At 70.3% G+C, this 19,460-nt stretch carries 17 protein-coding genes; 12 read left to right on the top strand and 5 right to left on the bottom strand.

What is annotated here, in order from left to right:
* Nucleotides 1-153: 153 nt before the first annotated feature.
* From serA to HCK04_RS07140, 4 genes are all read left to right on the top strand, one after another.
* On the top strand, nt 154-1,743 hold the full coding sequence (gene serA, locus HCK04_RS07155) for a phosphoglycerate dehydrogenase (RefSeq protein WP_142646115.1): 1,590 nt from the start codon (nt 154-156) through the stop codon (nt 1,741-1,743).
* 520 nt (nt 1,744-2,263) lie between these two features.
* Nucleotides 2,264-3,466, top strand: coding sequence for an ROK family transcriptional regulator (locus tag HCK04_RS07150; RefSeq protein WP_142646113.1), 1,203 nt, complete (start codon nt 2,264-2,266; stop codon nt 3,464-3,466).
* A 76-nt stretch (nt 3,467-3,542) separates the two neighbouring features.
* On the top strand, nt 3,543-4,589 hold the full coding sequence (locus tag HCK04_RS07145; RefSeq protein ID WP_142646111.1) for a 3-isopropylmalate dehydrogenase: 1,047 nt from the start codon (nt 3,543-3,545) through the stop codon (nt 4,587-4,589).
* A 143-nt stretch (nt 4,590-4,732) separates the two neighbouring features.
* Entirely contained in the window at nt 4,733-5,824 is a 1,092-nt protein-coding gene (locus tag HCK04_RS07140) for a branched-chain amino acid aminotransferase (RefSeq protein ID WP_142646109.1), read from the top strand.
* Nucleotides 5,825-5,990: 166 nt separating this feature from the next.
* On the opposite strand, the gene HCK04_RS07135 is transcribed toward HCK04_RS07140, so the two are convergent.
* Nucleotides 5,991-6,641, bottom strand: coding sequence for a hypothetical protein (locus HCK04_RS07135; RefSeq protein ID WP_142646107.1), 651 nt, complete (start codon nt 6,639-6,641; stop codon nt 5,991-5,993).
* Nucleotides 6,642-6,835: 194 nt separating this feature from the next.
* Nucleotides 6,836-7,471: an O-methyltransferase gene (locus HCK04_RS07130; RefSeq protein ID WP_142646105.1), complete on the bottom strand. Its 636-nt coding sequence runs from the start codon at nt 7,469-7,471 to the stop codon at nt 6,836-6,838.
* 290 nt (nt 7,472-7,761) lie between these two features.
* Between HCK04_RS07130 and cimA the strand changes: the two genes are divergently transcribed.
* The 4 genes from cimA (at nt 7,762) to HCK04_RS07110 (ending at nt 12,069) form a co-directional block, all read left to right on the top strand.
* The gene (gene cimA / locus HCK04_RS07125; protein ID WP_142646103.1) at nt 7,762-9,336 is read left to right on the top strand and encodes a citramalate synthase; all 1,575 of its coding nucleotides are present in this window, start codon (nt 7,762-7,764) and stop codon (nt 9,334-9,336) included.
* 562 nt (nt 9,337-9,898) lie between these two features.
* Nucleotides 9,899-10,282 carry a group 1 truncated hemoglobin gene (locus HCK04_RS07120; RefSeq protein WP_142646102.1) on the top strand — a complete coding sequence of 128 codons (384 nt, stop codon included), beginning with the start codon at nt 9,899-9,901 and terminating at the stop codon, nt 10,280-10,282.
* A complete protein-coding gene (locus tag HCK04_RS07115) occupies nt 10,283-11,404 on the top strand; it encodes a globin domain-containing protein (protein ID WP_142646100.1) in 1,122 nt (373 codons plus the stop codon).
* Nucleotides 11,401-12,069 (top strand): DivIVA domain-containing protein, encoded by a 669-nt coding sequence (locus HCK04_RS07110; protein WP_168065704.1) that lies wholly within the window; start codon nt 11,401-11,403, stop codon nt 12,067-12,069. Before HCK04_RS07115 ends, HCK04_RS07110 begins: the two co-directional genes overlap by 4 nt.
* 32 nt (nt 12,070-12,101) lie before the next feature.
* Here HCK04_RS07110 and HCK04_RS07105 read toward each other — a convergent pair whose 3' ends face one another.
* A complete protein-coding gene (locus HCK04_RS07105) occupies nt 12,102-13,772 on the bottom strand; it encodes a heparinase II/III family protein (RefSeq protein WP_142646096.1) in 1,671 nt (556 codons plus the stop codon).
* A 191-nt stretch (nt 13,773-13,963) separates the two neighbouring features.
* Between HCK04_RS07105 and HCK04_RS07100 the strand changes: the two genes are divergently transcribed.
* The gene (locus tag HCK04_RS07100) at nt 13,964-14,611 is read left to right on the top strand and encodes an HD domain-containing protein (protein WP_205829941.1); all 648 of its coding nucleotides are present in this window, start codon (nt 13,964-13,966) and stop codon (nt 14,609-14,611) included.
* Nucleotides 14,612-14,809: 198 nt separating this feature from the next.
* Here HCK04_RS07100 and HCK04_RS07095 read toward each other — a convergent pair whose 3' ends face one another.
* The gene (locus HCK04_RS07095) at nt 14,810-15,223 is read right to left on the bottom strand and encodes an antibiotic biosynthesis monooxygenase (RefSeq protein WP_221889877.1); all 414 of its coding nucleotides are present in this window, start codon (nt 15,221-15,223) and stop codon (nt 14,810-14,812) included.
* 262 nt (nt 15,224-15,485) lie between these two features.
* Between HCK04_RS07095 and HCK04_RS07090 the strand changes: the two genes are divergently transcribed.
* A complete protein-coding gene (locus HCK04_RS07090; RefSeq protein WP_142646094.1) occupies nt 15,486-16,256 on the top strand; it encodes a fumarylacetoacetate hydrolase family protein in 771 nt (256 codons plus the stop codon).
* 28 nt (nt 16,257-16,284) lie between these two features.
* Nucleotides 16,285-17,613, top strand: a complete 1,329-nt coding sequence (gene gltX, locus HCK04_RS07085) for a glutamate--tRNA ligase (RefSeq protein ID WP_205829978.1) — start codon at nt 16,285-16,287, stop codon at nt 17,611-17,613.
* On the opposite strand, the gene HCK04_RS07080 is transcribed toward gltX, so the two are convergent.
* The gene (locus tag HCK04_RS07080) at nt 17,510-18,841 is read right to left on the bottom strand and encodes an MATE family efflux transporter (protein ID WP_205829940.1); all 1,332 of its coding nucleotides are present in this window, start codon (nt 18,839-18,841) and stop codon (nt 17,510-17,512) included. The genes gltX and HCK04_RS07080 overlap by 104 nt on opposite strands.
* Before the next feature lie 72 nt (nt 18,842-18,913).
* Here HCK04_RS07080 and HCK04_RS07075 point away from each other — a divergent pair, with 72 nt between their 5' ends.
* Nucleotides 18,914-19,453, top strand: coding sequence for a PadR family transcriptional regulator (locus HCK04_RS07075; RefSeq protein ID WP_142646088.1), 540 nt, complete (start codon nt 18,914-18,916; stop codon nt 19,451-19,453).
* Nucleotides 19,454-19,460 lie beyond the last annotated feature (7 nt).

Below are 19,460 nucleotides of genomic sequence, written 5' to 3'. Positions count from 1 at the left end.
GCGGACCGCGATTCCGAGACCAGGTCGTCGTGCCGCCGCGACACCGCCGAGACCTTGCGTCGTCTCGTATGCCGGGCGCTCGTGAGAGCCTTCACAAGGCCCGGATAGACTCACGTCGTCCGCGCTGTCGCACTTCACGAAGGACTCAACCCAGTGAACAAGCCCGTCGTACTTGTCGCAGAAGAGCTCTCAGAAGCGGGTCTCGCCGTGCTCGGCGCGGACTTCGAGGTCCGGCACACCGACGGCGCCGACCGGTCGCAGCTCCTGCCCGCCCTCGCCGACGTGGACGCCCTGATCGTACGCAGCGCCACCCAGGTCGACGCGGAGGCCATCGCGGCGGCGCCCAAGCTGCGCGTCGTCGCCCGGGCCGGCGTGGGCCTGGACAACGTCGACGTCGAGGCGGCGACCAAGGCCGGCGTCATGGTCGTGAACGCCCCGACCTCCAACATCACCAGCGCCGCCGAGCACACGGTCGCGCTGATCCTCGCCAGCGCCCGCAACGTCGCTCAGGCGCACTCCGCGCTCAAGAGCGGCGAGTGGAAGCGCTCGAAGTACACCGGCGTCGAGCTCGACGAGAAGGTCATCGGCATCCTCGGCCTCGGCAAGATCGGCCAGCTTGTCGCGCAGCGCCTGCAGCCGTTCGGCGTCGAGCTCATCGCGTACGACCCCTACCTGCAGCCGGCCCGCGCGGCGGCGATGGGCGTGCGGCTGGCGTCGCTGGAGGAGGTGCTCCAGCAGTCCGACTTCATCACGGTCCACCTGCCCAAGTCGAAGGAGACCATCGGCCTCATCGGCGACCGCGAGCTGCACATGGTCAAGCCGACGGTCCGGCTGATCAACGTCGCGCGTGGCGGGATCATCGACGAGAACGCCCTCTACGCCGCTCTCAAGGAGGGCCGCGTCGCGGGCGCGGGCATCGACGTGTTCGCCAAGGAGCCCTGCACCGACAGCCCGCTGTTCGAGTTCGACCAGGTCGTGGTGACGCCGCACCTCGGCGCCTCCACTCACGAGGCCCAGGAGAAGGCCGGCACGCAGGTCGCCCGCAGCGTCAAGCTGGCGCTCGCCGGCGAGTTCGTGCCCGACGCGGTGAACGTCCAGGGCGGCGCGGTCGCCGAGGACGTCAAGCCGGGCCTGCCGCTCACCGAGAAGCTCGGCCGCATCTTCACCGCGCTCGCGGGCGAGGTGGCCACCCGCCTCGACGTCGAGGTCCGCGGCGAGATCGCCGCGCAGGACGTCCGGGTCCTGGAACTGGCCGCCCTCAAGGGCGTCTTCACCGACGTCGTCGAGGACGCGGTGACCTACGTCAACGCGCCGCTGCTGGCCAAGGACCGCGGCGTCGTGGTCGAGCTGGTCACCAGCGCGGAGAGCCCCGACTGGCGCAACGTCGTCACGGTGCGCGGCGTGCTCGCCGACGGCCGCACGGTCTCGGTCTCCGGCACCCTGTCGGGCCCGCGGCAGATCACCAAGATCGTCGAGGTCAACGGCTACGCGATGGAGATCGAGCCGACCGAGCACCTGGCGTTCTTCACCTACGCCGACCGTCCCGGCATCGTCGGCATCGTCGGCCGCCTGCTCGGCGAGCAGAACGTGAACATCGCCTCCATGCAGGTCTCCCGGGACGTGAAGGGCGGCAAGGCGCTCATCGCGCTGACGGTCGACACGGCGATCCCGTCCGACGTCGTCGAGCAGATCGCGGGGGAGATCGGCGCCGACAGCGGCCGCACGGTCGACCTGGAGGACTGACCCTCCGATATCGCCTCATCGAACGGCCCGGCGCCTCGTGCGCCGGGCCGTTCGTTTTCTCCCGTCCGTTTTCCCGATTCATGGACGGCGTCTCACCAGGTGAGATACTAGGTCGTCCTACGAGATTGTGGGGTACTCTTGCGATGACGAGGCGCCCCGCGCTTCCACCTGCCGCGACGGGGCCTGATCAGGGCAGGCCGGCCCGTCGCGGAGCGCCGCGCAGCCGGCCTTCGGCCCGCCCGTGACGCGTGACCCGCGTTCCATCGGCGGCCGACGCATTGGACCCGCGACAGCCGGGTCCCGCTCTCCGCATTTCTCCGTCGAAGAGAGAATCGCCATGTACGAGATGTATCCCTGGGGTCGTTCCGAGGACGCCGAGGACGAGGCGGCGGCGGCGCTGCAGATCGCGCTCGACCGTCGCGACAACGGGGGCGTACCGCAGCGCTGACCTGGCCGGAAAGCCGGCCTGGCCGGGAATCGGCGGGAACGGCCACCCTCCGGATGTGTCAATCTTGAGTGCGTGGTGAGCATCGGCGGTGGGGCCGCGAACACGACGAGCCTGCTCCGGTTGATCAACCAGCGGGCGGTGTTCACCGAGATCTTCCGCCTCGGCAAGGCATCGCGCCCCGAGCTCGCCCAGGTGACCGGCCTGTCGAAGCCGACGATCTCGATGGCGCTTGCCGACCTGGAGCGTGCCAGGCTCGTCCGTCCTGTCGGGTTGCGTACCGGCGGCACCGGCCGTGCCGCGCTGCTCTACGAGATCAGGCCGGAGGCGGGCTGGGTGCTCGCGGCCGACATCGGCCGCACCACCGTGCGGCTCGCGCTCGCCGATCTCGTGGGCGACGTCGTCGTCCGCAGGCAGGAGCCCTCGGCGGCGCGGTCGTACGACGGCCTGGTGGGGCAGCTGGAGCGGCTGGCCGCCGAGGTCGTCGCCGAGGCCGGCCTGGCATCCGGTGACGTCACCGTCACCGTGTTCGGCACTCCCGGAATCCACGACAAGGAGAGCGGGGCGCTCCGGCTCGCGCCCGGCCTGCCCGGCTGGGAACGCCCCGGCGCGGTGGACGCGCTGGCCGGTGTGACCGGCTCGCCCTACACCGTGGAGAACGACGTCGACCTCGCGGCGGTGGGGGAGGGCGCGTACGGCCTGGGCAAGGGCGTCTCCCACTTCGTCCTCGTGTCCATCGGGACGGGCGTCGGCATGGGTGTGATGATCGACGGCGGTCTCTACCGGGGTGCCCGGGGAGCGGCCGGCGAGATCTCCCACCTGCCGATGGGCGTTCCGGAAAGCGCGGACGGCCCGGGAGCCGGGCGCGGTGAGTTCGAGTCGGTCGCGTCCGCCGACGGCATCGTGGCGGCGGCGGCGCGTCTCGGCATGACGGCGGCCACGGCCGGTGAGGTCGTCGCCGCGGCGCGCCGCGGCGACCCGGCCGGGCGCGAGGTGCTGGCCGCCGAGGCCGGTCACGTCGCCCGCGCTCTCGCCGGGGTGATCGCCGTGCTCGATCCCGAGCTGATCGTGCTCGGCGGCGGCATCGGCGCACAGGCCGGCGACCTGCTCGCCGACGCGGTGGCCGAGCGGCTGGAGACGCTGGTGGCCCTCGCGCCACCGCGGATCGAGGTGTCCACGCTAGGGCCGGACGCCGTGATCCTCGGGGCGCTGGCGGTCGGGCTGTCCACGGCGCGCGACCTCGTTTTCGAACGTGCCGTCGCGTCTGGACCCGCCTGACCGGCAGGTGCGCCCGGGTATGGACCGAATAGTGAGATCGTGTTTCGATCCACGAGACAACCGGTAAGGTACACGCATGGAGTCGAGCAACATCCGCCTGGCAGTCATCCCCGGTGACGGTATCGGCACCGAGGTCGTCGCCGAAGGCCTCAAGGTCCTCAACGCCGCGGGCGTCAAGTCCGAGACCACCGAGTATGACCTCGGCGCCAGGCGCTATCACGCGACCGGGCAGACGCTTCCCGACGAGGTGCTCGACGAGCTGCGCGGCTACGACGCGATCCTGCTCGGCGCCGTCGGCGACCCGAGCGTCCCGCCCGGTGTCCTGGAGCGCGACCTGCTGCTGCGCCTGCGCTTCGAGCTCGACCACTACGTCAACCTCCGCCCGGTCAAGCTGTTCCCCGGCGTGACGACCCCGCTCGGACAGGCCCGTCCCGAGGACATCGACATGGTCGTCGTCCGTGAGGGCACCGAGGGGCCGTACGCCGGAGCCGGTGGCGCGATGCGCCGCGGCACGCCGCACGAGATCGCCACCCAGGAGTCCCTGAACACGGCCTACGGGGTCGAGCGCGTGGTGCGCTACGCCTTCGAGAAGGCCATGACCCGGCCGCGCCGCAAGCTGACGCTGGTCCACAAGACCAACGTGCTCACCTACGCGGGCGACCTGTGGGCGCGCACCGTCGACCGGCTCGGCCTGGAGTTCCCCGAGGTCGAGACCGACTACTGCCACGTCGACGCGGCCTCCATGTTCTTCATCACCCAGCCGCAGCGGTTCGACGTGATCGTCACCGACAACCTGTTCGGCGACATCCTGACCGACATCGGCGCGGCGGTCGCCGGCGGCATCGGCCTCGCGGCCAGCGGCAACGTCAACCCGGCCCGCACGGCGCCGTCCATGTTCGAGCCCGTCCACGGCAGCGCGCCCGACATCGCGGGCCAGGGCAAGGCCGACCCGACCGCCACGATCCTGTCGGTCGCCATGCTCCTCGACCACCTCGGCCACGCCCAGGCGGCGGCCCGTGTCGAGCAGGCCGTGGCCGACGACCTGATCGAGCGCCAGAGCGCGTGGACGGCACGCTCCACCCGCGAGATCGGCGACGACATCGCCGCCCGAGTAGCCGGCTGATTCCGGCCGCTCATCCCGACATCACGCGCATGGCGGCCCGGTATGGGCCGCCATGCGCTTTTTCATATCTGTGAAATGCCCTAGTTTTCCCTTAGCCGACTCGTCGCACAATTACTACGACGACGTAGAGAGAAGGACCCCGCATGACCACCCACCTCAGGTTCGACGTGCAGCTCAATCCGCAGGCCCGCTCTGCGGCCGAGCGCGAGCAGCTGCTGGCGAGCCCCGGCTTCGGTCAGGTCTTCACCGACCACATGATCTCCATCGACTGGACCGAGGGGGAGGGCTGGCACGACGCGAAGCTCCAGCCGTACGGTCCGCTCGTGCTGGACCCGGCGACGTCGGTGTTCCACTACGCCCAGGAGCTGTTCGAGGGGCTCAAGGCCTACCGGCAGCCGAACGGCTCCATCGTCGCCTTCCGGCCGTACGCGAACGCGGCGCGGTTCAACCAGTCGGCGCAGCGCATGGCGATGCCGGAGCTTCCCGAGGAGACGTTCGTCGAGTCGCTCGAACTCCTCGTGCAGACCGACCGCGACTGGGTGCCGACCGCCGAGGGGCACAGCCTCTACCTGCGTCCCTTCATGATCGCCACGCAGCAGGCCCTCGGGGTGAACCACCCCTCGCGGAACTACAAGTACATGGTGATCGCCTCGCCCGCCGCGTCGTACTTCACCGGTGGCCTCAAGCCGGTCTCGGTCTGGCTGTCCACGGAGTACACCCGCGCGGCGCCCGGGGGCACCGGGTTCGCCAAGTGCGGCGGCAACTACGCGGCGGCGTTCGTGGCCCAGCGGCAGGCCGTCGAGGAGGGCTGCGACCAGGTCGTCTGGCTCGACGCCTTCGAGCACCGGTGGGTCGAGGAGATGGGCGGGATGAACCTGTTCTTCGTCTTCGGCGACCGCCTCGTCACCCCGGCGCTCACCGGGACGCTGCTGCCCGGCATCACCCGCGACTCGATCCTCAGCCTGGCCGGCGAGCTGGGATACAAGGCGGAGGAGGGCAAGATCTCCATCGAGGAGTGGCAGGCGGGCTGCGAGTCCGGCGAGCTCACCGAGGTCTTCGCCTGCGGCACCGCCGCCGTCGTCACCCCCGTCGGCTCCGTCAAGGGCGTCGACCGGAGCTGGACCGTCGGCGACGGCACGCCCGGTCCGGTCACGATGAAGATCCGCGAGGAGCTCGTGGGCATCCAGTACGGCAGCCGCCCCGACACCCACCACTGGATCCACAAGATCTGCTGACGGTCGCCGCACCGGCCCGCCTCTCTCCGGGTGGTGGCCGGTGCGCGGTCGGAACGTGCGCCGGGCAGGGCTGAACGGCCGACGCGCAAGGGGCCGTGCTCAAGGGGCCGGGCTTGAGGAACGGGGCTTGAGGAACGGGGCTCGGAGGCAGGGTGCAAGCGGTCGTTCAGCCGATGGCGCCCGGGCAGGGCCTGGCCACCGCGAGGACGGACAGCGACACCAGTCCGTGGAGCAGGCCGGTGCCGCTCACTCCGGCCCTCGCGTCGACACTGATCAGGGGCCGCGCGACCGGGCACGGCCTGGGCGCCGGAGCGGGAGCCGGCGCCGGAGCCGACACGACGCGCGGAGCGGGGGGCGGCGGCGCGACGGGAGACGGCGTGGGCGTCACGGTCACCGTGACGGTGACCGTGGGCACCGGAGTGGGCCTGGCACTGGGCGCCGGAGCAGAGGGCGCCGGGCTCGCGGTCGGGCCGACGACCGTCACGTGCTGGGTGATGTTGCAGACCCGGGCGCGCCGGCACAGCGCGTTCTGCACGTTCGAGGAGCCGCCCGCGGTGTTGGTGGACGTGTGCTGATAGCCGTGGTTGCGCGTGTCGCCGGACACCGACAGCCTGTCCCCGGGCCGGTCCTGCGGGTCCTTCCCCTGGGTGGACGTGACGTTGCGCACGGCGCGATCGCCACGGCCGTGCCCGTTGTCGGCGGCGGCCCCGAGCGGGACGACACCGGCGATGAACGCGGTCGAAGCCGATGTTCCGGCGAGAAGGAGACCGGCGATCCTGCCGGTGAGAAACGCCCTGCTGCCGCGCCGACAAGTCATCCGCCGCCCCCTGTTCGGATCAGACGCCTGGTCGCACCAGACGCCGGGTGATAAAGACGAGCTCCGGGCAAAGCGATCCGCCAATGCGAATCGCTTCGCGAGCGTACTCATCGAGGGGGCGGCGATCATGCGTCCCGCGCCTCTATGGCGCGTTATTACCCGGTCATTGCCCTACGTCCATCGAGATCCAGGATTCAGTTCTTCCTGATGAGCGTGAGGCCGTCGGCGACGGTCAGGAGCACGCTCGTCACCCGGGAGTCGCGGGCGACGAGGTCGTTGAACTCCCGCATCACGGGCACGGTGCCGCCGGCGGCGGGATCGGTGATGTCGCCGTGCTGGAGCGTGTTGTCCACGGCGATCAGGCCGCCGGGCCTCAGCCGGGGCAGGATCTCCTCGTAGTAGACCGGGTATCCCGCCTTGTCGGCGTCGATGAAGGCGAAGTCGATGCTCTCACCCGCCGGCATGGCCCGCAGCGTGTCCGCGGCCGGGCCGAGGCGCAGCTCGATGCGGTCGTCGAGACCCGCCTTCCGCCAGTAGCGGCGCGCCACCGCCGTCCACTCCTCGCTCACGTCGCAGGCGATCAGGCGCCCGTCGGCGGGCAGCCCCCTGGCGATGCAGATCGACGAGTAGCCGGTGAAGGTCCCCACCTCCACGGCGCTGCGGGCGCCGCTCAGCCGGACCAGCATGGTCAGCAGGGTGCCCTGCTCCGGCGCGATCTGCATGGTGATCCGGTCGCCCACCAGCCGGTGGGTCTCCTCGGCCAGGTCGGTGAGCAGATCGTCCGGCGGGCTCGTGTGCGCCGCGGCGTACTCGGCGACGGCAGGGGTGATGAAATTGGGGCCTTCATGGCTTCACACTAGATCGTCAGCCCGCTGACCTGCGCGAACACTCTCGGATATCTCGTACTATGAGATCGATGTGCCAGAGGGTGACCGGCTGTGGCAAACTGCTCAGCACCATGTTCTACGGTCTGCTCATTATCGGCAGGCGCGCCGGCTAAAAGGACACCGCCGGCGCGCAGACCTCTCACGTCCGTGAGGGGTCTTTTTGTTTGGGCCCCAAGCGGAACCACAGGCCGATGAGCGCGCGGCGAGACGCAACCCGCGAAGGAGACACAGAGATGGCCGACGATCGTTTCCACGTGTACGACACGACGCTCCGTGACGGTGCCCAGCAGGAGGGGCTGAACCTCACGGTCGCCGACAAGCTCGCTATCGCACGTCACCTGGACGGCCTCGGCGTCGGCTTCATCGAGGGTGGCTGGCCGGGCGCGAACCCCAAGGACACCGAGTTCTTCCGGCGGGCTCAGACCGAGCTCGACCTGAAGCACGCGCAGCTCGCCGCGTTCGGCGCGACCCGCCGGGCGGGCGTGAAGGCCGCCGACGACCCACTGGTGGCCGCGCTGCGCGAATCCGGCGCGCCGATCGTGACGCTCGTGGCCAAGAGTCACGACCGTCACGTGGAACTGGCCCTCCGCACGACGCTGGAGGAGAACCTCGCGATGATCCGCGACACGGTCTCCCACCTGACCGCGGAGGGCCAGCGCGTCTTCCTCGACGCCGAGCACTTCTTCGACGGCTACCGCTCCAACCCGGCGTACGCGCTGGAGGTGCTGCGCACGGCCGCGGAGGCGGGGGCGTCGGTGGTCGCGCTGTGCGACACCAACGGCGGCATGCTGCCCGACGAGCTGGCCGACGTGGTGCACGAGGCGGCCGGCACCGGGGCCCGCATCGGCATCCACTGCCACGACGACACCGGCTGCGCGGTCGCCAACACGCTGGCCGCGGTCAAGGCCGGCGCCACACACGTGCAGGGCTGCGCCAACGGCTACGGCGAGCGCTCCGGCAACGCCAACCTCTTCACGGTGGTGGCGAACCTCCAGCTCAAGCGGGGATTCGACCTCGTGCCGCCGCAGTCGCTGCGCGACATGACCCGCATCGCCCACGCGATCACCGAGGTCACCAACGTCACGCCGAACTCCCACCAGCCGTACGTCGGGACGTCGGCCTTCGCGCACAAGGCGGGCCTGCACGCGTCGGCGATCAAGGTGGACCCGAACCTCTACCAGCACATCGACCCCGCCGAGGTCGGCAACGACATGCGCATGCTGGTCTCCGACATGGCCGGCCGCGCCTCGGTCGAGCTGAAGGGCCGCGAGCTGGGCTACGAGCTCACCGGCGAGCAGTCCAGGCAGCTGGTCGAACGGGTCAAGGACCTGGAGGCCAGGGGGCACACGTTCGAGGCGGCCGACGCGTCGTTCGAGCTGCTGCTGCGCGACACGGTCGACGGCGAGCTCCGGCGCTACTTCACGGTCGAGTCGTGGCGGGTGATCGTCGAGCGCCGCCCCGGCGGCGACGTGGTCAGCGAGGCGACCGTCAAGCTCCACGCGAAGGGCGAGCGGATCATCGCGACGGGCGAGGGGAACGGCCCGGTCAACGCGCTCGACAAGGCGGTGCGGCTGGCGCTGGAGAAGCTCTACCCCGAGCTGGCCGCGGTCGAGCTGATCGACTTCAAGGTCCGCATCCTGGAGGGCACGCACGGCACGGACGCGGTGACCCGCGTGCTGATCACGTCGAGTGACGCGACCGGCGAGTGGGCCACGGTCGGGGTGGGCGAGAACATCATCGAGGCGTCCTGGCAGGCGCTCGAGCAGGCGGTCACGTACGGCCTGCTGCGGGCCGGGCACAGCGCCTGAGCAGCGCCTCGCCGAAGCCGGAGCGAGGCCTTGCCGGCGCGTCGCCGAAGCCGGAGCGGGGCCTTGCCGGCGCCTCGTCAAAACCCGGAACAGCGCCTCGCCGGCGCCTCGTCTGCAACTCGGCAGGGCCTGAGCAAAACGGTGCCTGACCAGGGCCTGACCAGGGCCTGAGTGGTGCCAGGCCCTCCTCAAGGGATGGTGCGAGTGGTGCTCACGATGCGCTCGTGAATGTTGTGGTTTTAGTGACATTTAGTCTAGTTGGTGCTTAGATAGGCGAAGCTCCTGAGGCGGTCATCGCCACGATCGGCGATCCGGCCACGGTTCCAGCCTCAGCGCCCCGCTCTGGCTCAACGGAGGGTGAAGGCAAGAAGTAGCTGCGCACCGAACCCCGTGCTGTCGCGGTGCCTGCCGCCATGCTTCTGATCGTTTTTTCGGAGGCGGCCGGTGCCGTGAGAGCCGAGCGACCGTCTGTCACCATGACCAGCCACGTGACTGCGTGGAGTCCGAAAATTTTCGGCTCGCAGTCATCCCCCTCGCTGGTGCACCCGGAATGGGAGGGTCTGTGATCACCTCGCCGTCTTACTATGACCAGATCGGCGGCGCACCTGTGGTGCGCGAGGTCGTCGAGCGTTTCTATGATCGCGTGCTCGGCGACGACGATCTGAAGCCGTACTTCACCGGCATCGACATGCCCAGGCTGAAGCGGCACATGGTCATGCTGCTGTGCTCCGTCCTCGGCGGGCCCGAGCCGTACGAGGGCCGTGACCTGGGCGAGGCCCACGCCGGCATGGGCATCACGTCGGAGCACTACGACAAGGTCGGCGAGCACCTGGTCGCGGTGCTGCAGGGCGGCGGCGTCGGCGAGGACATCCTGCGCGACGTCGGCCTCGTCCTCGGCAAGGTGAAGTCGTCCATCGTCGCCGAGCCCGCGGAAACGGCCGACTGAGTGGACACGCAGGCTCTCAAGGACAGCTGGCACCTTGTTTCCCGATCGGGCGACCAGGTGCCGCTGTACTTCTACTCGATTCTTTTCCTGATGAACCCGGACGTACGGGACATGTTCCCGGTGTCGATGGCGCGTCAGCGTGACAAGCTCGTGGGCGCCCTGGGCCGCGTCGTCAGCAACGTCGACCGGGTGGAGGAAGTCGTCCCGTTCCTGCAGCAGCTCGGCCGCGACCACCGGAAGTTCGGGGTGACCGCCACCCACTACCCGGCCGTCGGCCAGGCGCTGCTCGCCACGCTGGAGCACTTCCTGGGCGACCGGTGGACGCCCACTCTCGCGCACGACTGGACGCAGGCGTACAACCTGGTCGCCCAGGTGATGGTCGACGCGGCGAACGAGTCGTCGAAGGTCTCCCCGCCCTGGTGGGAGGCGGAGATCATCAGCCACGAGACGCGCACCCTCGGCATCGCCGTCATCCGCGCGCGGCTGAACTACCAGTACCCCTTCCGCCCGGGCCAGTCGGCGTCGATCTCCTACGCCATGCGGCCGCGCGTGTGGCGCTTCTACTCCTTCGCCAACGCGCCCCGCCAGGACAACACCATCGACCTGCACGTACGCATGGTCGACGGCGGCGTGCTCAGCTCGGCGCTCGTCATGGGCGCGCGGCGGGGCGAGGTGCTGCGCGTGGGCGCGGCGGTGGGCGAACGGCTGACGCTCCCCGCGGACGTCCAGGGCGACCTGCTGATGATCGCGGGTGGCACCGGCCTCGCGCCGCTCAAGGCGCTCGTGGAGCAGATCGCCTACGAGGGCCCGACGCGCAGGGTGGACCTCGTGATCGGCGCCCGGAACTCCAGGGAACTGTACGACTACGAGGCGATGGCCAAGATGGCCGCCGAGCACCCCTGGCTCAACGTCGTGCCGGTCGTCTCCCATGACCCCTTCTATCGGGGCAACCGCGGCTACGCCGTGGACGTCGCGCTGCAGGGATGGCGTGGCCAGCACGTCTACGTCTGCGGCTCGGAGGAGATGGCACAGGCCACCGTCGGACGGCTGCTGGACGCCGGCGTGCCGACCGAGCAGATCCACTTCGACGAGTTCACGAGCGACAAGGGTCGGGAGTCATGACGGCAGAGACGCCTTGGGGCAACCCGACGGGGGAGCGCCAGCCGCTCACCCCGGATCGGGTGCGCAAGCAGGAGTTCACGCGCACCTCGCTCGGGCGCCGCGGCTACAGCGAGGACGAGGTGCGCGCGTTCCTCTACCGCGTCGCGGAGGACATGGCGGCCAGCGACAAGGAGAAGGCCGACCTGCGGGCGTACATCGACCGCATGAAGCAGTGGTACAAGGAACACGGCATGAACCCGGAGCAGGCCGCCGTGTCCCAGACCCCGAACGTCGACGCCATCAACATCCTGTCCCGCGCCCAGCAGACCGCCGACGCGCAGATCGCGGAGGCGGAGGACTACGCGCGGCGCATCGTGAGCCAGGCCCGCCGGCAGTACGAGGAACTCCTGATGGAGGCGCAGCGGCAGGCCGAGGAGGCCGCCAACCAGGCGGTCGGCGCCTACCGCGCGTCGGGCAACGGGCTGCAGAGCGCCGAGGCCGAGGAGCTGGAGCGCCGGATCGCCTACCTGCGCACGTTCGCCGACGTCACGCAGGTGCAGTTGCGGGCGGTCCTCGAGGGGCTGGCACAGGAGGTCGACAAGCTCGGCCACGTGCCCGAGCAGGCCAAGCAACTGGCGGCCGGTCCTCTGGCGGGCGGCTCCCCGTCACCCTCGGTGTACGGATAACCGCCCGCCGCCCTCCTGTCGGGGGAGGAGGTCTACGACAGCGTGCCGGCAGAGCTCGCGTGCAGCGTGACCGAACCGGCCGGGGTGTGAACGATCAGAGTGCGTCCTGAGCAGCTGACCTCCGGCCGGTCGGTTCCGGGCACCACCACGGTCAGCAGCGACGTGGCCACGGGCGAGACGATCACCGGAGCCGGCTCCTTGTGCATGTAGCTCGGCGAGACCCAGCCCTGGTAGGGCGAGGTCTGCCCGCGCACCACCCGCTGGCCGCCGACGGGCTTGCACGACGGCATCGCGAGCTGGACGATCGACGCCTTCCAGTCGCCGTCGCCCACCACTACCTGCCCGCCCGAGTCGGACACGACCTTCAGCTTGGGATCGAGGTGCCACAGGTTCTGGAGCTTGCCTCCGCCGCTGTCGAGCACCGCCATGACGTCCTCGCCGTGGTTCACCAGCACCGACCGCTTGCGCGGCACGCCGTACGCCTTGTCGGTGAACGTGAACGCCTGCCGGTCCTTGCGAACGGACTTCGACACCAGGGCCGTGGGGGTGTGCCCGCGGAACTTCCTGCCCACGATGATCGGCACGTTGTGCGCCTCGGGGCTCATCGTCCACCGCCGGTAGGGCGTGTTCTCGTACGAGACGAAGCCCGCCTCGGTGAGGATCGAGCGGCCCTGGGCGTAGTAGGTGACGCCCATGTGGTCCTCGTGGCCGTGGAACTTCAGCGCCGGCCCGAAGCGGATCGAGTAGTAGGCCGACTTGGGGTCGTCCCACGCCGTACGGCCGAACACGTAGCCGGCGTTGAACACCTGCACGGTGGACCTGGCGTGCTCGAAGGCGGTCGGCTGGACGTCGGCGGGACCGTCGCCGATCGGCACCATGTAGCCGTTGGGCTGGGTGGCGGCGCTGATGTGCCGCGGCAGGCTCTCCCAGCGGGTGGCCAGCGCCGCGGGCACCTTCATCTTGCAGTCCTTGATCGTGTCGACCGCCACCCTGAGCCGGTCGTGCACGTAGATGGCGTAACGCGGCGCCTGCTCGCGCAGCGCGCCCTGCGCGTCGATGTCGAGCTTCATCGACTTCACCATGCGGTTCACGGCGAGGTTCTTCCACGTCGCGTTGCCGTAGCGGCAGCCGATGCGCAGCAGGCCGATGTCCTGGTCGAGCCCGTGGTTGTGGCCGAGCTCGTAGTTCTTGGGGTCCGACAGCAGCTTCGCGTGCAGGGCCAGGCTCTTCGTCAGCCAGTCGGCCTTCACATACCTGCTCAGGCACACCAGGGCCGGGGCGCGCAGCGCGATCGGGTGCTCGGCCCAGGCGTACGGGCTGGTGGTGCGCCCGCCGTACGGGTTGTCCTTGACCCAGTCCTTGGCGATCTCCTCGGCCCGGCTGAGGTAGTCCTCCTCTCCGGTCGTCTCGTAGTCGGCCACGAGCCGGCCCATCCACCGCAGCGACTGGAACACCATCTGCCAGGACCGGTTCTTGTACGGGTCCGTGTGCCAGTTGACGTCCTTGCCGACGGTGACCGCGGGCAGGCCGAGGAAGGACAGCTTGCCGCTCATGACGTCGCCGGCGGTGGGGGTCGCGGGCAGCCAGTCTCCCTGGCACTCCGCGGTGCGGTGCGGCGCCCGCGCCTGGGCGGGTGCGGCCACGGCGAGCGCGGTCAGCGGGAGGACGGCCACCAGAGAGAGGGCTGAGAGGCGGCGGAACACGCCGGATTCCTTCCGAGATCGAATTGGGAGCCGCTCATGCTGTCCGAATTCTGGCGATCTGGTCAAGTCACTCTGATTACAAGTGCACAACTGCTCACAAAAGCCACTTCGGGCCGGGCTGGCCCGAATCATGCGGCACGTGGCCGTACGGCTGCTCGCGCCCGGTCTCCGCGCTCTGCCAGCATGAGGCCATGCCGGCTCCGTTCCCAGAGAGGTTCCCGGACGCGTTCCGAGACTCGTTCCGAGACGCGTTCCGAGACGCGTTCCCCGAGACGCCCGCCGCCGCGGCCGCGCTCGCCGTCGCCACCCGCTTCTGCTCGCCCGCGCTGCTCAACCACTCGATCAGGGCCTACGTGTGGGGCGCCGGCTACGCCCGGGCGCACGGGATCGAGTTCGACGACGAGCTCTACTACGTGTCCTCCCTGCTTCACGACATCGGGCTCACCGAGACCTTCGACAGCCACACGGTGCCGTTCGAGGAGGCGGGGGGACGCCTCGCCTGGGTCTTCGGCACGGCCGCCGGATGGTCGCCGGAGAGGGCCGCGCGGGCCGAGAAGATCATCGTCGTGCACATGCGCGACGACGTCGCCGCGTCCGACGACCCGGAGTCGCACATGCTGCAGGTGGCCACGTCGTGGGACGTGTCGGGACGGCGGCCCGAGGAGTTTCCGCAGGACGCCCGGGCCGCCGTGCTCGCGCGGCATCCCCGGCTCGGGTTCGGCGCGGAGTTCCTCGCCGCCTTCGAGGATCAGTCGCGGCGCAAGCCGGGCTGCGCGGCGGACCGCTCCGTCACGGGAGGCATCGCCGCCCGGATCGCCGCCCACCCGCTCGACGCCTGAACCCGTACGTACGACGGCCCGGCGGGGCGTCCGGGTCCGTCTCGGTCAGGACGCCATCCGCAGGGTCGGCCGCAGGGTCGGCATGGAGACACGCGAGCGGCGGCCCCGCGTTCCGGGGCAAGGAATTCACGCATCCCACACGGCCTGTCCTCGTCGCGGACAGGCCGGGCCGCGGACAGCGACGCCGACGGGTCTGACTCAGCCGTCCTGCTTGGGACCGGTGCTCTCCACGACCTCGAACGTCCACAGCTCGGAGCCGGTCGCGGCCGGGCCCTGCCCGTGACCATGACCATGTCCCTGAGCCTGCCCCTGCCCCTGAGCCTGGGCCTGGGCCTGGCCGTGTCCGTGGCCCTGCGCCCCGGCCTCGGCGGCGGCCTGCGCGTGCCCCGCCTGGAACGCCCGGCTCTCCTGCCAGCGCCGGAAGTCCTCCTCGCTGCGCCAGCGGGTGTAGACGAGGTAGCGGTCGCTGCCCTCCACCGGCCGCAGCAGCTCGAACCACTCGAACCCGTCGGCCGACTCCACCATCCCGGCCCGGTTGGCGAACCGCTTCTCCAGCTCGCGCCGCATCTCCTCGGGCACCGTCAGCACATTGATCTTCACGACCGAAGGCACATCGACTCCCCGTAGCGCTCGACAACGTACGTGACCACCTTACGTACGCCCACCCGGCGTCCCCCACTTCGTGCCCCTCCCGTCTGTGTTCGCCCGTCGAGTCGCTCGTCGCGCCGCCCGTCGCGCCGCCCAGAACGGCACCTCGCTGCGTTGTGCGGACGCCCACGGCTCCGCTGTGGCCTCCTCCTCCGCCTTGCGATGCACCACTCCGGACACCGCTCCTTCTGGCAAACCTTGGCGGTCGCGGCACTAGGCTCGTGACGTGCGTATTGCGAGGTTCTCGATGGGCGACCAGGTCGCCTTCGGCGTGGTGGAAGAGGGCGGGCAGGTCATCGCCCGCATCGGCGGGCACCCCTTCCACGGGGTGGAGTTCACCGGCGAGCGGTTCCCGGTCGCCGAGGTCCGCCTGATCGCCCCCATGCTGCCCAGCAAGATCATCGCTATCGGCAAGAACTACGCCGACCATGCCAGGGAGATGGGTGGCGAGCCTCCGGCCGAGCCGGTGATGTTCCTCAAGCCCAACACGACCGTGATCGGGCCGTCGGAGGCGATCGCCTACCCCGGGAAGCTGACGGAGCGGGTCGACTACGAGGGCGAGCTGGCCGTGGTGATCGGCCGGCTGTGCCGTGACGTCCCCGCCGAGCGCGCGAGCGAGGTGATCTTCGGGTACACCTGCGCCAACGACGTGACCGCACGCGACCTGCAGGCCAGGGACGGCCAGTGGACCAGGGCCAAGGGCTTCGACACGTTCTGCCCGCTCGGTCCCTGGATCGAGACCGAGCTCGACCCGGCCGACCTGGCGATCACCACGACGCTCAACGGCGAGGTCAGGCAGAGCGCCCGCACCTCCCTCCTGCTGCACGACATCCCCGCGCTCATCGCGTACGTGAGCGCGGTCATGACCCTGCTGCCCGGCGACGTCATCCTGACCGGCACGCCCGCCGGGGTGGGGCCGATGTCCGTGGGCGACGAGGTCGGCGTGACCATCGAAGGAATCGGAACTCTCACTAACCGGGTGATCTCACGTGACTAGGGTGCGCTTCGCCCCTTCGCCCACCGGCATGTTCCACGTCGGCGGCGCCCGTTCGGCGCTGTTCAACTGGGCGATCGCCGAGCAGTCCGGCGGCACGTTCGTGCTGCGCATCGAGGACACGGACGCGGCACGCAACCGGCCGGAATGGACCGAGGGCATCATCTCGGCCCTCGCCTGGATCGGCATCAGCGGCGACTCGCCGCACTTCGAGGGGCCCTACTTCCAGTCCGCCTACGAGCAGCAGCACCGCGACGCCGCGGCCAAGCTGCTCAAGGAGGGCAAGGCCTACCACTGCACCTGTACGCGTGACGACGTGAAGGCCAGGACCGGCTCGGAACACCAGGGCTACGACGGCTACTGCCGCGACCGTGGTCTCACCGAGGGCGCCGTGCGGTTCCGTACGCCCGACGAGGGCGTGACCGTGGTGGAGGACAAGGTCCGCGGCCGGGTGGAGTTCCCCAACTCGGCGATGGAGGACTTCGTCATCGTCCGCGGGGACGGCTCGCCGCTGTTCATCCTCGCCAACGTCGTGGACGACATGGAGATGCGCATCAGCCATGTCGTACGGGCCGAGGAGCACCTGTCGAACACGCCCAAGCAGCAGCTCCTGTGGGAGGCGCTCGGCCACGAGCCGCCGATCTGGGCGCACGTGCCGGTGATCGTCAACGAGAAGCGGCAGAAGCTGTCCAAGCGCCGCGACAAGGTCGCCCTGGAGTCCTACCGCGACGAGGGCTACCTCCCCGAGGCGATGGTCAACTACCTGATGCTGCTCGGCTGGGGGCCCGGCGACGACCGCGAGATCATGCCGTGGTCGGAGATGATGCCGCTGTTCCGGCTGGAGGACGTGAACCAGGCGCCGGCGTTCTTCGACGAGAAGAAGCTGCGGGCCTTCAACGGCGAGTACATCCGGGCGCTGCCACGCGAGGTGTTCGTCGCCCGCTGCGAGCCGTGGCTCGACCCGTCGTGGGACCGCTCGGTGTTCGAGCGCGTGGCCGACCTGGTGCAGACCCGGGTCGCCGTGCTGTCGGAGGTCACCGCCAACGTCGACTTCCTGTTCCTCGACGAGCCCGTCTTCGACCAGGCGTCCTGGGACAAGGCGATGAAGCCGGGCGCGGCCGAGATCCTGGCAGGGTACGCCGAGCGGCTGGAGACGGTCGACTGGAACCCCGAGTCGCTCAAGACCGCCCTGGAGGAGGTCGGCCTCGCGCACGGGCTCAAGCTCGGCAAGGCGCAGGCCCCCGTCCGCGTGGCGATCACCGGCCGGACCGTGGGCCTGCCGCTGTTCGAGTCGATCGAGGTGCTCGGCCGCGAGCGCTCGCTCGCCCGGGTGCGCGCGGCCCTCGCCAGGCTGGGCTGACCAGGCCGAGCGACAGCGCGGCGCCGGCGGCCATGGCCAGCCAGACTCCCGTGGTGCCCATCCGGGCGCCGAGCAGGAAGGCCAGCGGCAACTGGACGGCGAAGCCCGCCAGCGTGGCCGCGAGCAGGCCGGCGCCCCGCCCGCCGGCCTGCAGCACGCCGCCGACGGCGATCAGCCCGCCGAAGGGCACGAGATAGAGCGGCATGCAGCGCAGGAACCACACGGCCTCCGCGGCCACCGCGGGGTCGGCCGTGAACAGGCCCACGGCCGCGGGGGCGAGCGCGTTCAGCACGAGCGAGGCGGCCAGCCCCGCGGCCAGGCCATAACGCACCACGGGAGCGGCGTGCCCACGAGGCGGGCCGTCCGCCTCGCCGGCCCGCGAGGTGTGGATCATCGCCGCCTGCCGGAGGGCGTAGAAGGACATCACCCCGGCCATCATGATCTTCAGGCCGATGCCGTACCCGGCGAGCGCGGCCACGCCGTGCCGGCCGACGATGCCGGTCAGCGCCATGCCCACGAGCGCGCGGGCGAGGAAGTCGCCCGACATGGGCAGCCCGGTGCGCAGGATCGCCGCCGCGTCCGACCGGCTGACCGTGCCCTTCTCCGCCCCCGTCCGCGCGCGCAGCCGCCGTACGAGCAGGAGGGCGGACACGGCCAAAGTGGCCAGACGGGCCGCCACGGTGGCCAGCGCGGCTCCGCGCACGCCCAGGCCGAGCCCGTAGATCAGCAGCGGGTCGAGGCCGATCACGAGCACGTTGCAGAGCAGGGCGGTCCGCATCGGCGTCCGGGTGTCGCCGAGTCCCTTGAAGACGCCGTCGACGAGGTTCTGCGCGTAGAAGACCGGGATACCGGCGAACGCCACCGCGTAGTAGCCCGCGGCCAGCCCCACCGTCAAAGGATCGTCGGTGAACAGGCGGGCGATCGGCTCGCGCAGCAGCACGCCGGGCACCGCCACGGCCAGGGCGAAGCCGCCCAGCAGCAGCCAGGCCGTACGGATGACCGGGGCCAGCGGGGCACGGCCGTCGCGCCGTCCGACCAGGACCGTCGTGCCGGTCCCGACGCACAGGATCACGCCCAGGGCCAGGTTCTCGGTCGTGGTGGCGACCGTGACCGCCGCGACGGCTTCGCTGCCGAGGCCGGAGACCCACAGCGTGTCGATCAGCCCGACGGCCACGACGGCCGTCAGCAGCTCGACGTAGACGGGCAGGGCGAGCCTGATCAGGCGCATACGTTCACCTCGGCATCCTGAGAACATCGAATCGAGATACATCGAATAGAGGTATAACGATACGATGCCGCCGTGGCAAGCGGTGACCTGGCGCTGACGATCCTCGGATTCCTCGACGAGGAGCCAATGCACGGATATGAGCTCAAGCAGCGGATCGCCGAGCTGAGCGGGCATGTCCGGCCGGTCAGCGACGGCGCGCTCTATCCGGCGATCGCCCGCATGGAGGCCGCGGGGCTCCTTGAGCGGCACGAGGAGGAGGGCTCGGGCGCCGCCCGGCGTCAGGTGCTCACGATCACCGAGCGGGGCCGGGAGGAGCTGTTCAGGCGGCTGCGGGAGCCGTCCGATCTCGAGATCAGCGACCAGGCGAGGTTCTTCACCGTGCTGGCGTTCCTGTCCCGGCTGCCCGATCCCGAGGATCAGGCGCGGGTGCTGCGCCGGCGCCTCGCCTTCCTGGAGACGCCGGCGAGCTTCTTCTACCGCGGCGGAAAGCCCCTCAGGGCCGAGGAGACGCCCGATCCCTTCCGCCGCGGCATGATGCTCGTCGCCCGGGCCGTGACCGCCGCGGAGAAGGACTGGCTCCGGCAGGCGATATCGGACCTCACCCGGACGTGACCGCTAC

This window comes from Microbispora sp. CL1-1, assembly GCF_012034195.1.
GTDB lineage: Bacteria > Actinomycetota > Actinomycetes > Streptosporangiales > Streptosporangiaceae > Microbispora.
The sequence above is the reverse complement of the archived record's forward strand: the minus strand, read 5'-3'. Positions and strand labels throughout refer to the sequence as shown.

Coding starts and splice junctions, on each gene's coding strand:
- cimA (WP_142646103.1), top strand. CDS start 7,762: ATGGCCGACGATCGTTTCCACGTGTACGACACGACGCTCCGTGACGGT.
- HCK04_RS07080 (WP_205829940.1), bottom strand. CDS start 18,841: ATGCGCCTGATCAGGCTCGCCCTGCCCGTCTACGTCGAGCTGCTGACG.
- HCK04_RS07135 (WP_142646107.1), bottom strand. CDS start 6,641: ATGACTTGTCGGCGCGGCAGCAGGGCGTTTCTCACCGGCAGGATCGCC.
- HCK04_RS07140 (WP_142646109.1), top strand. CDS start 4,733: ATGACCACCCACCTCAGGTTCGACGTGCAGCTCAATCCGCAGGCCCGC.
- HCK04_RS07100 (WP_205829941.1), top strand. CDS start 13,964: ATGCCGGCTCCGTTCCCAGAGAGGTTCCCGGACGCGTTCCGAGACTCG.
- HCK04_RS07145 (WP_142646111.1), top strand. CDS start 3,543: ATGGAGTCGAGCAACATCCGCCTGGCAGTCATCCCCGGTGACGGTATC.
- gltX (WP_205829978.1), top strand. CDS start 16,285: ATGTTCCACGTCGGCGGCGCCCGTTCGGCGCTGTTCAACTGGGCGATC.
- HCK04_RS07110 (WP_168065704.1), top strand. CDS start 11,401: ATGACGGCAGAGACGCCTTGGGGCAACCCGACGGGGGAGCGCCAGCCG.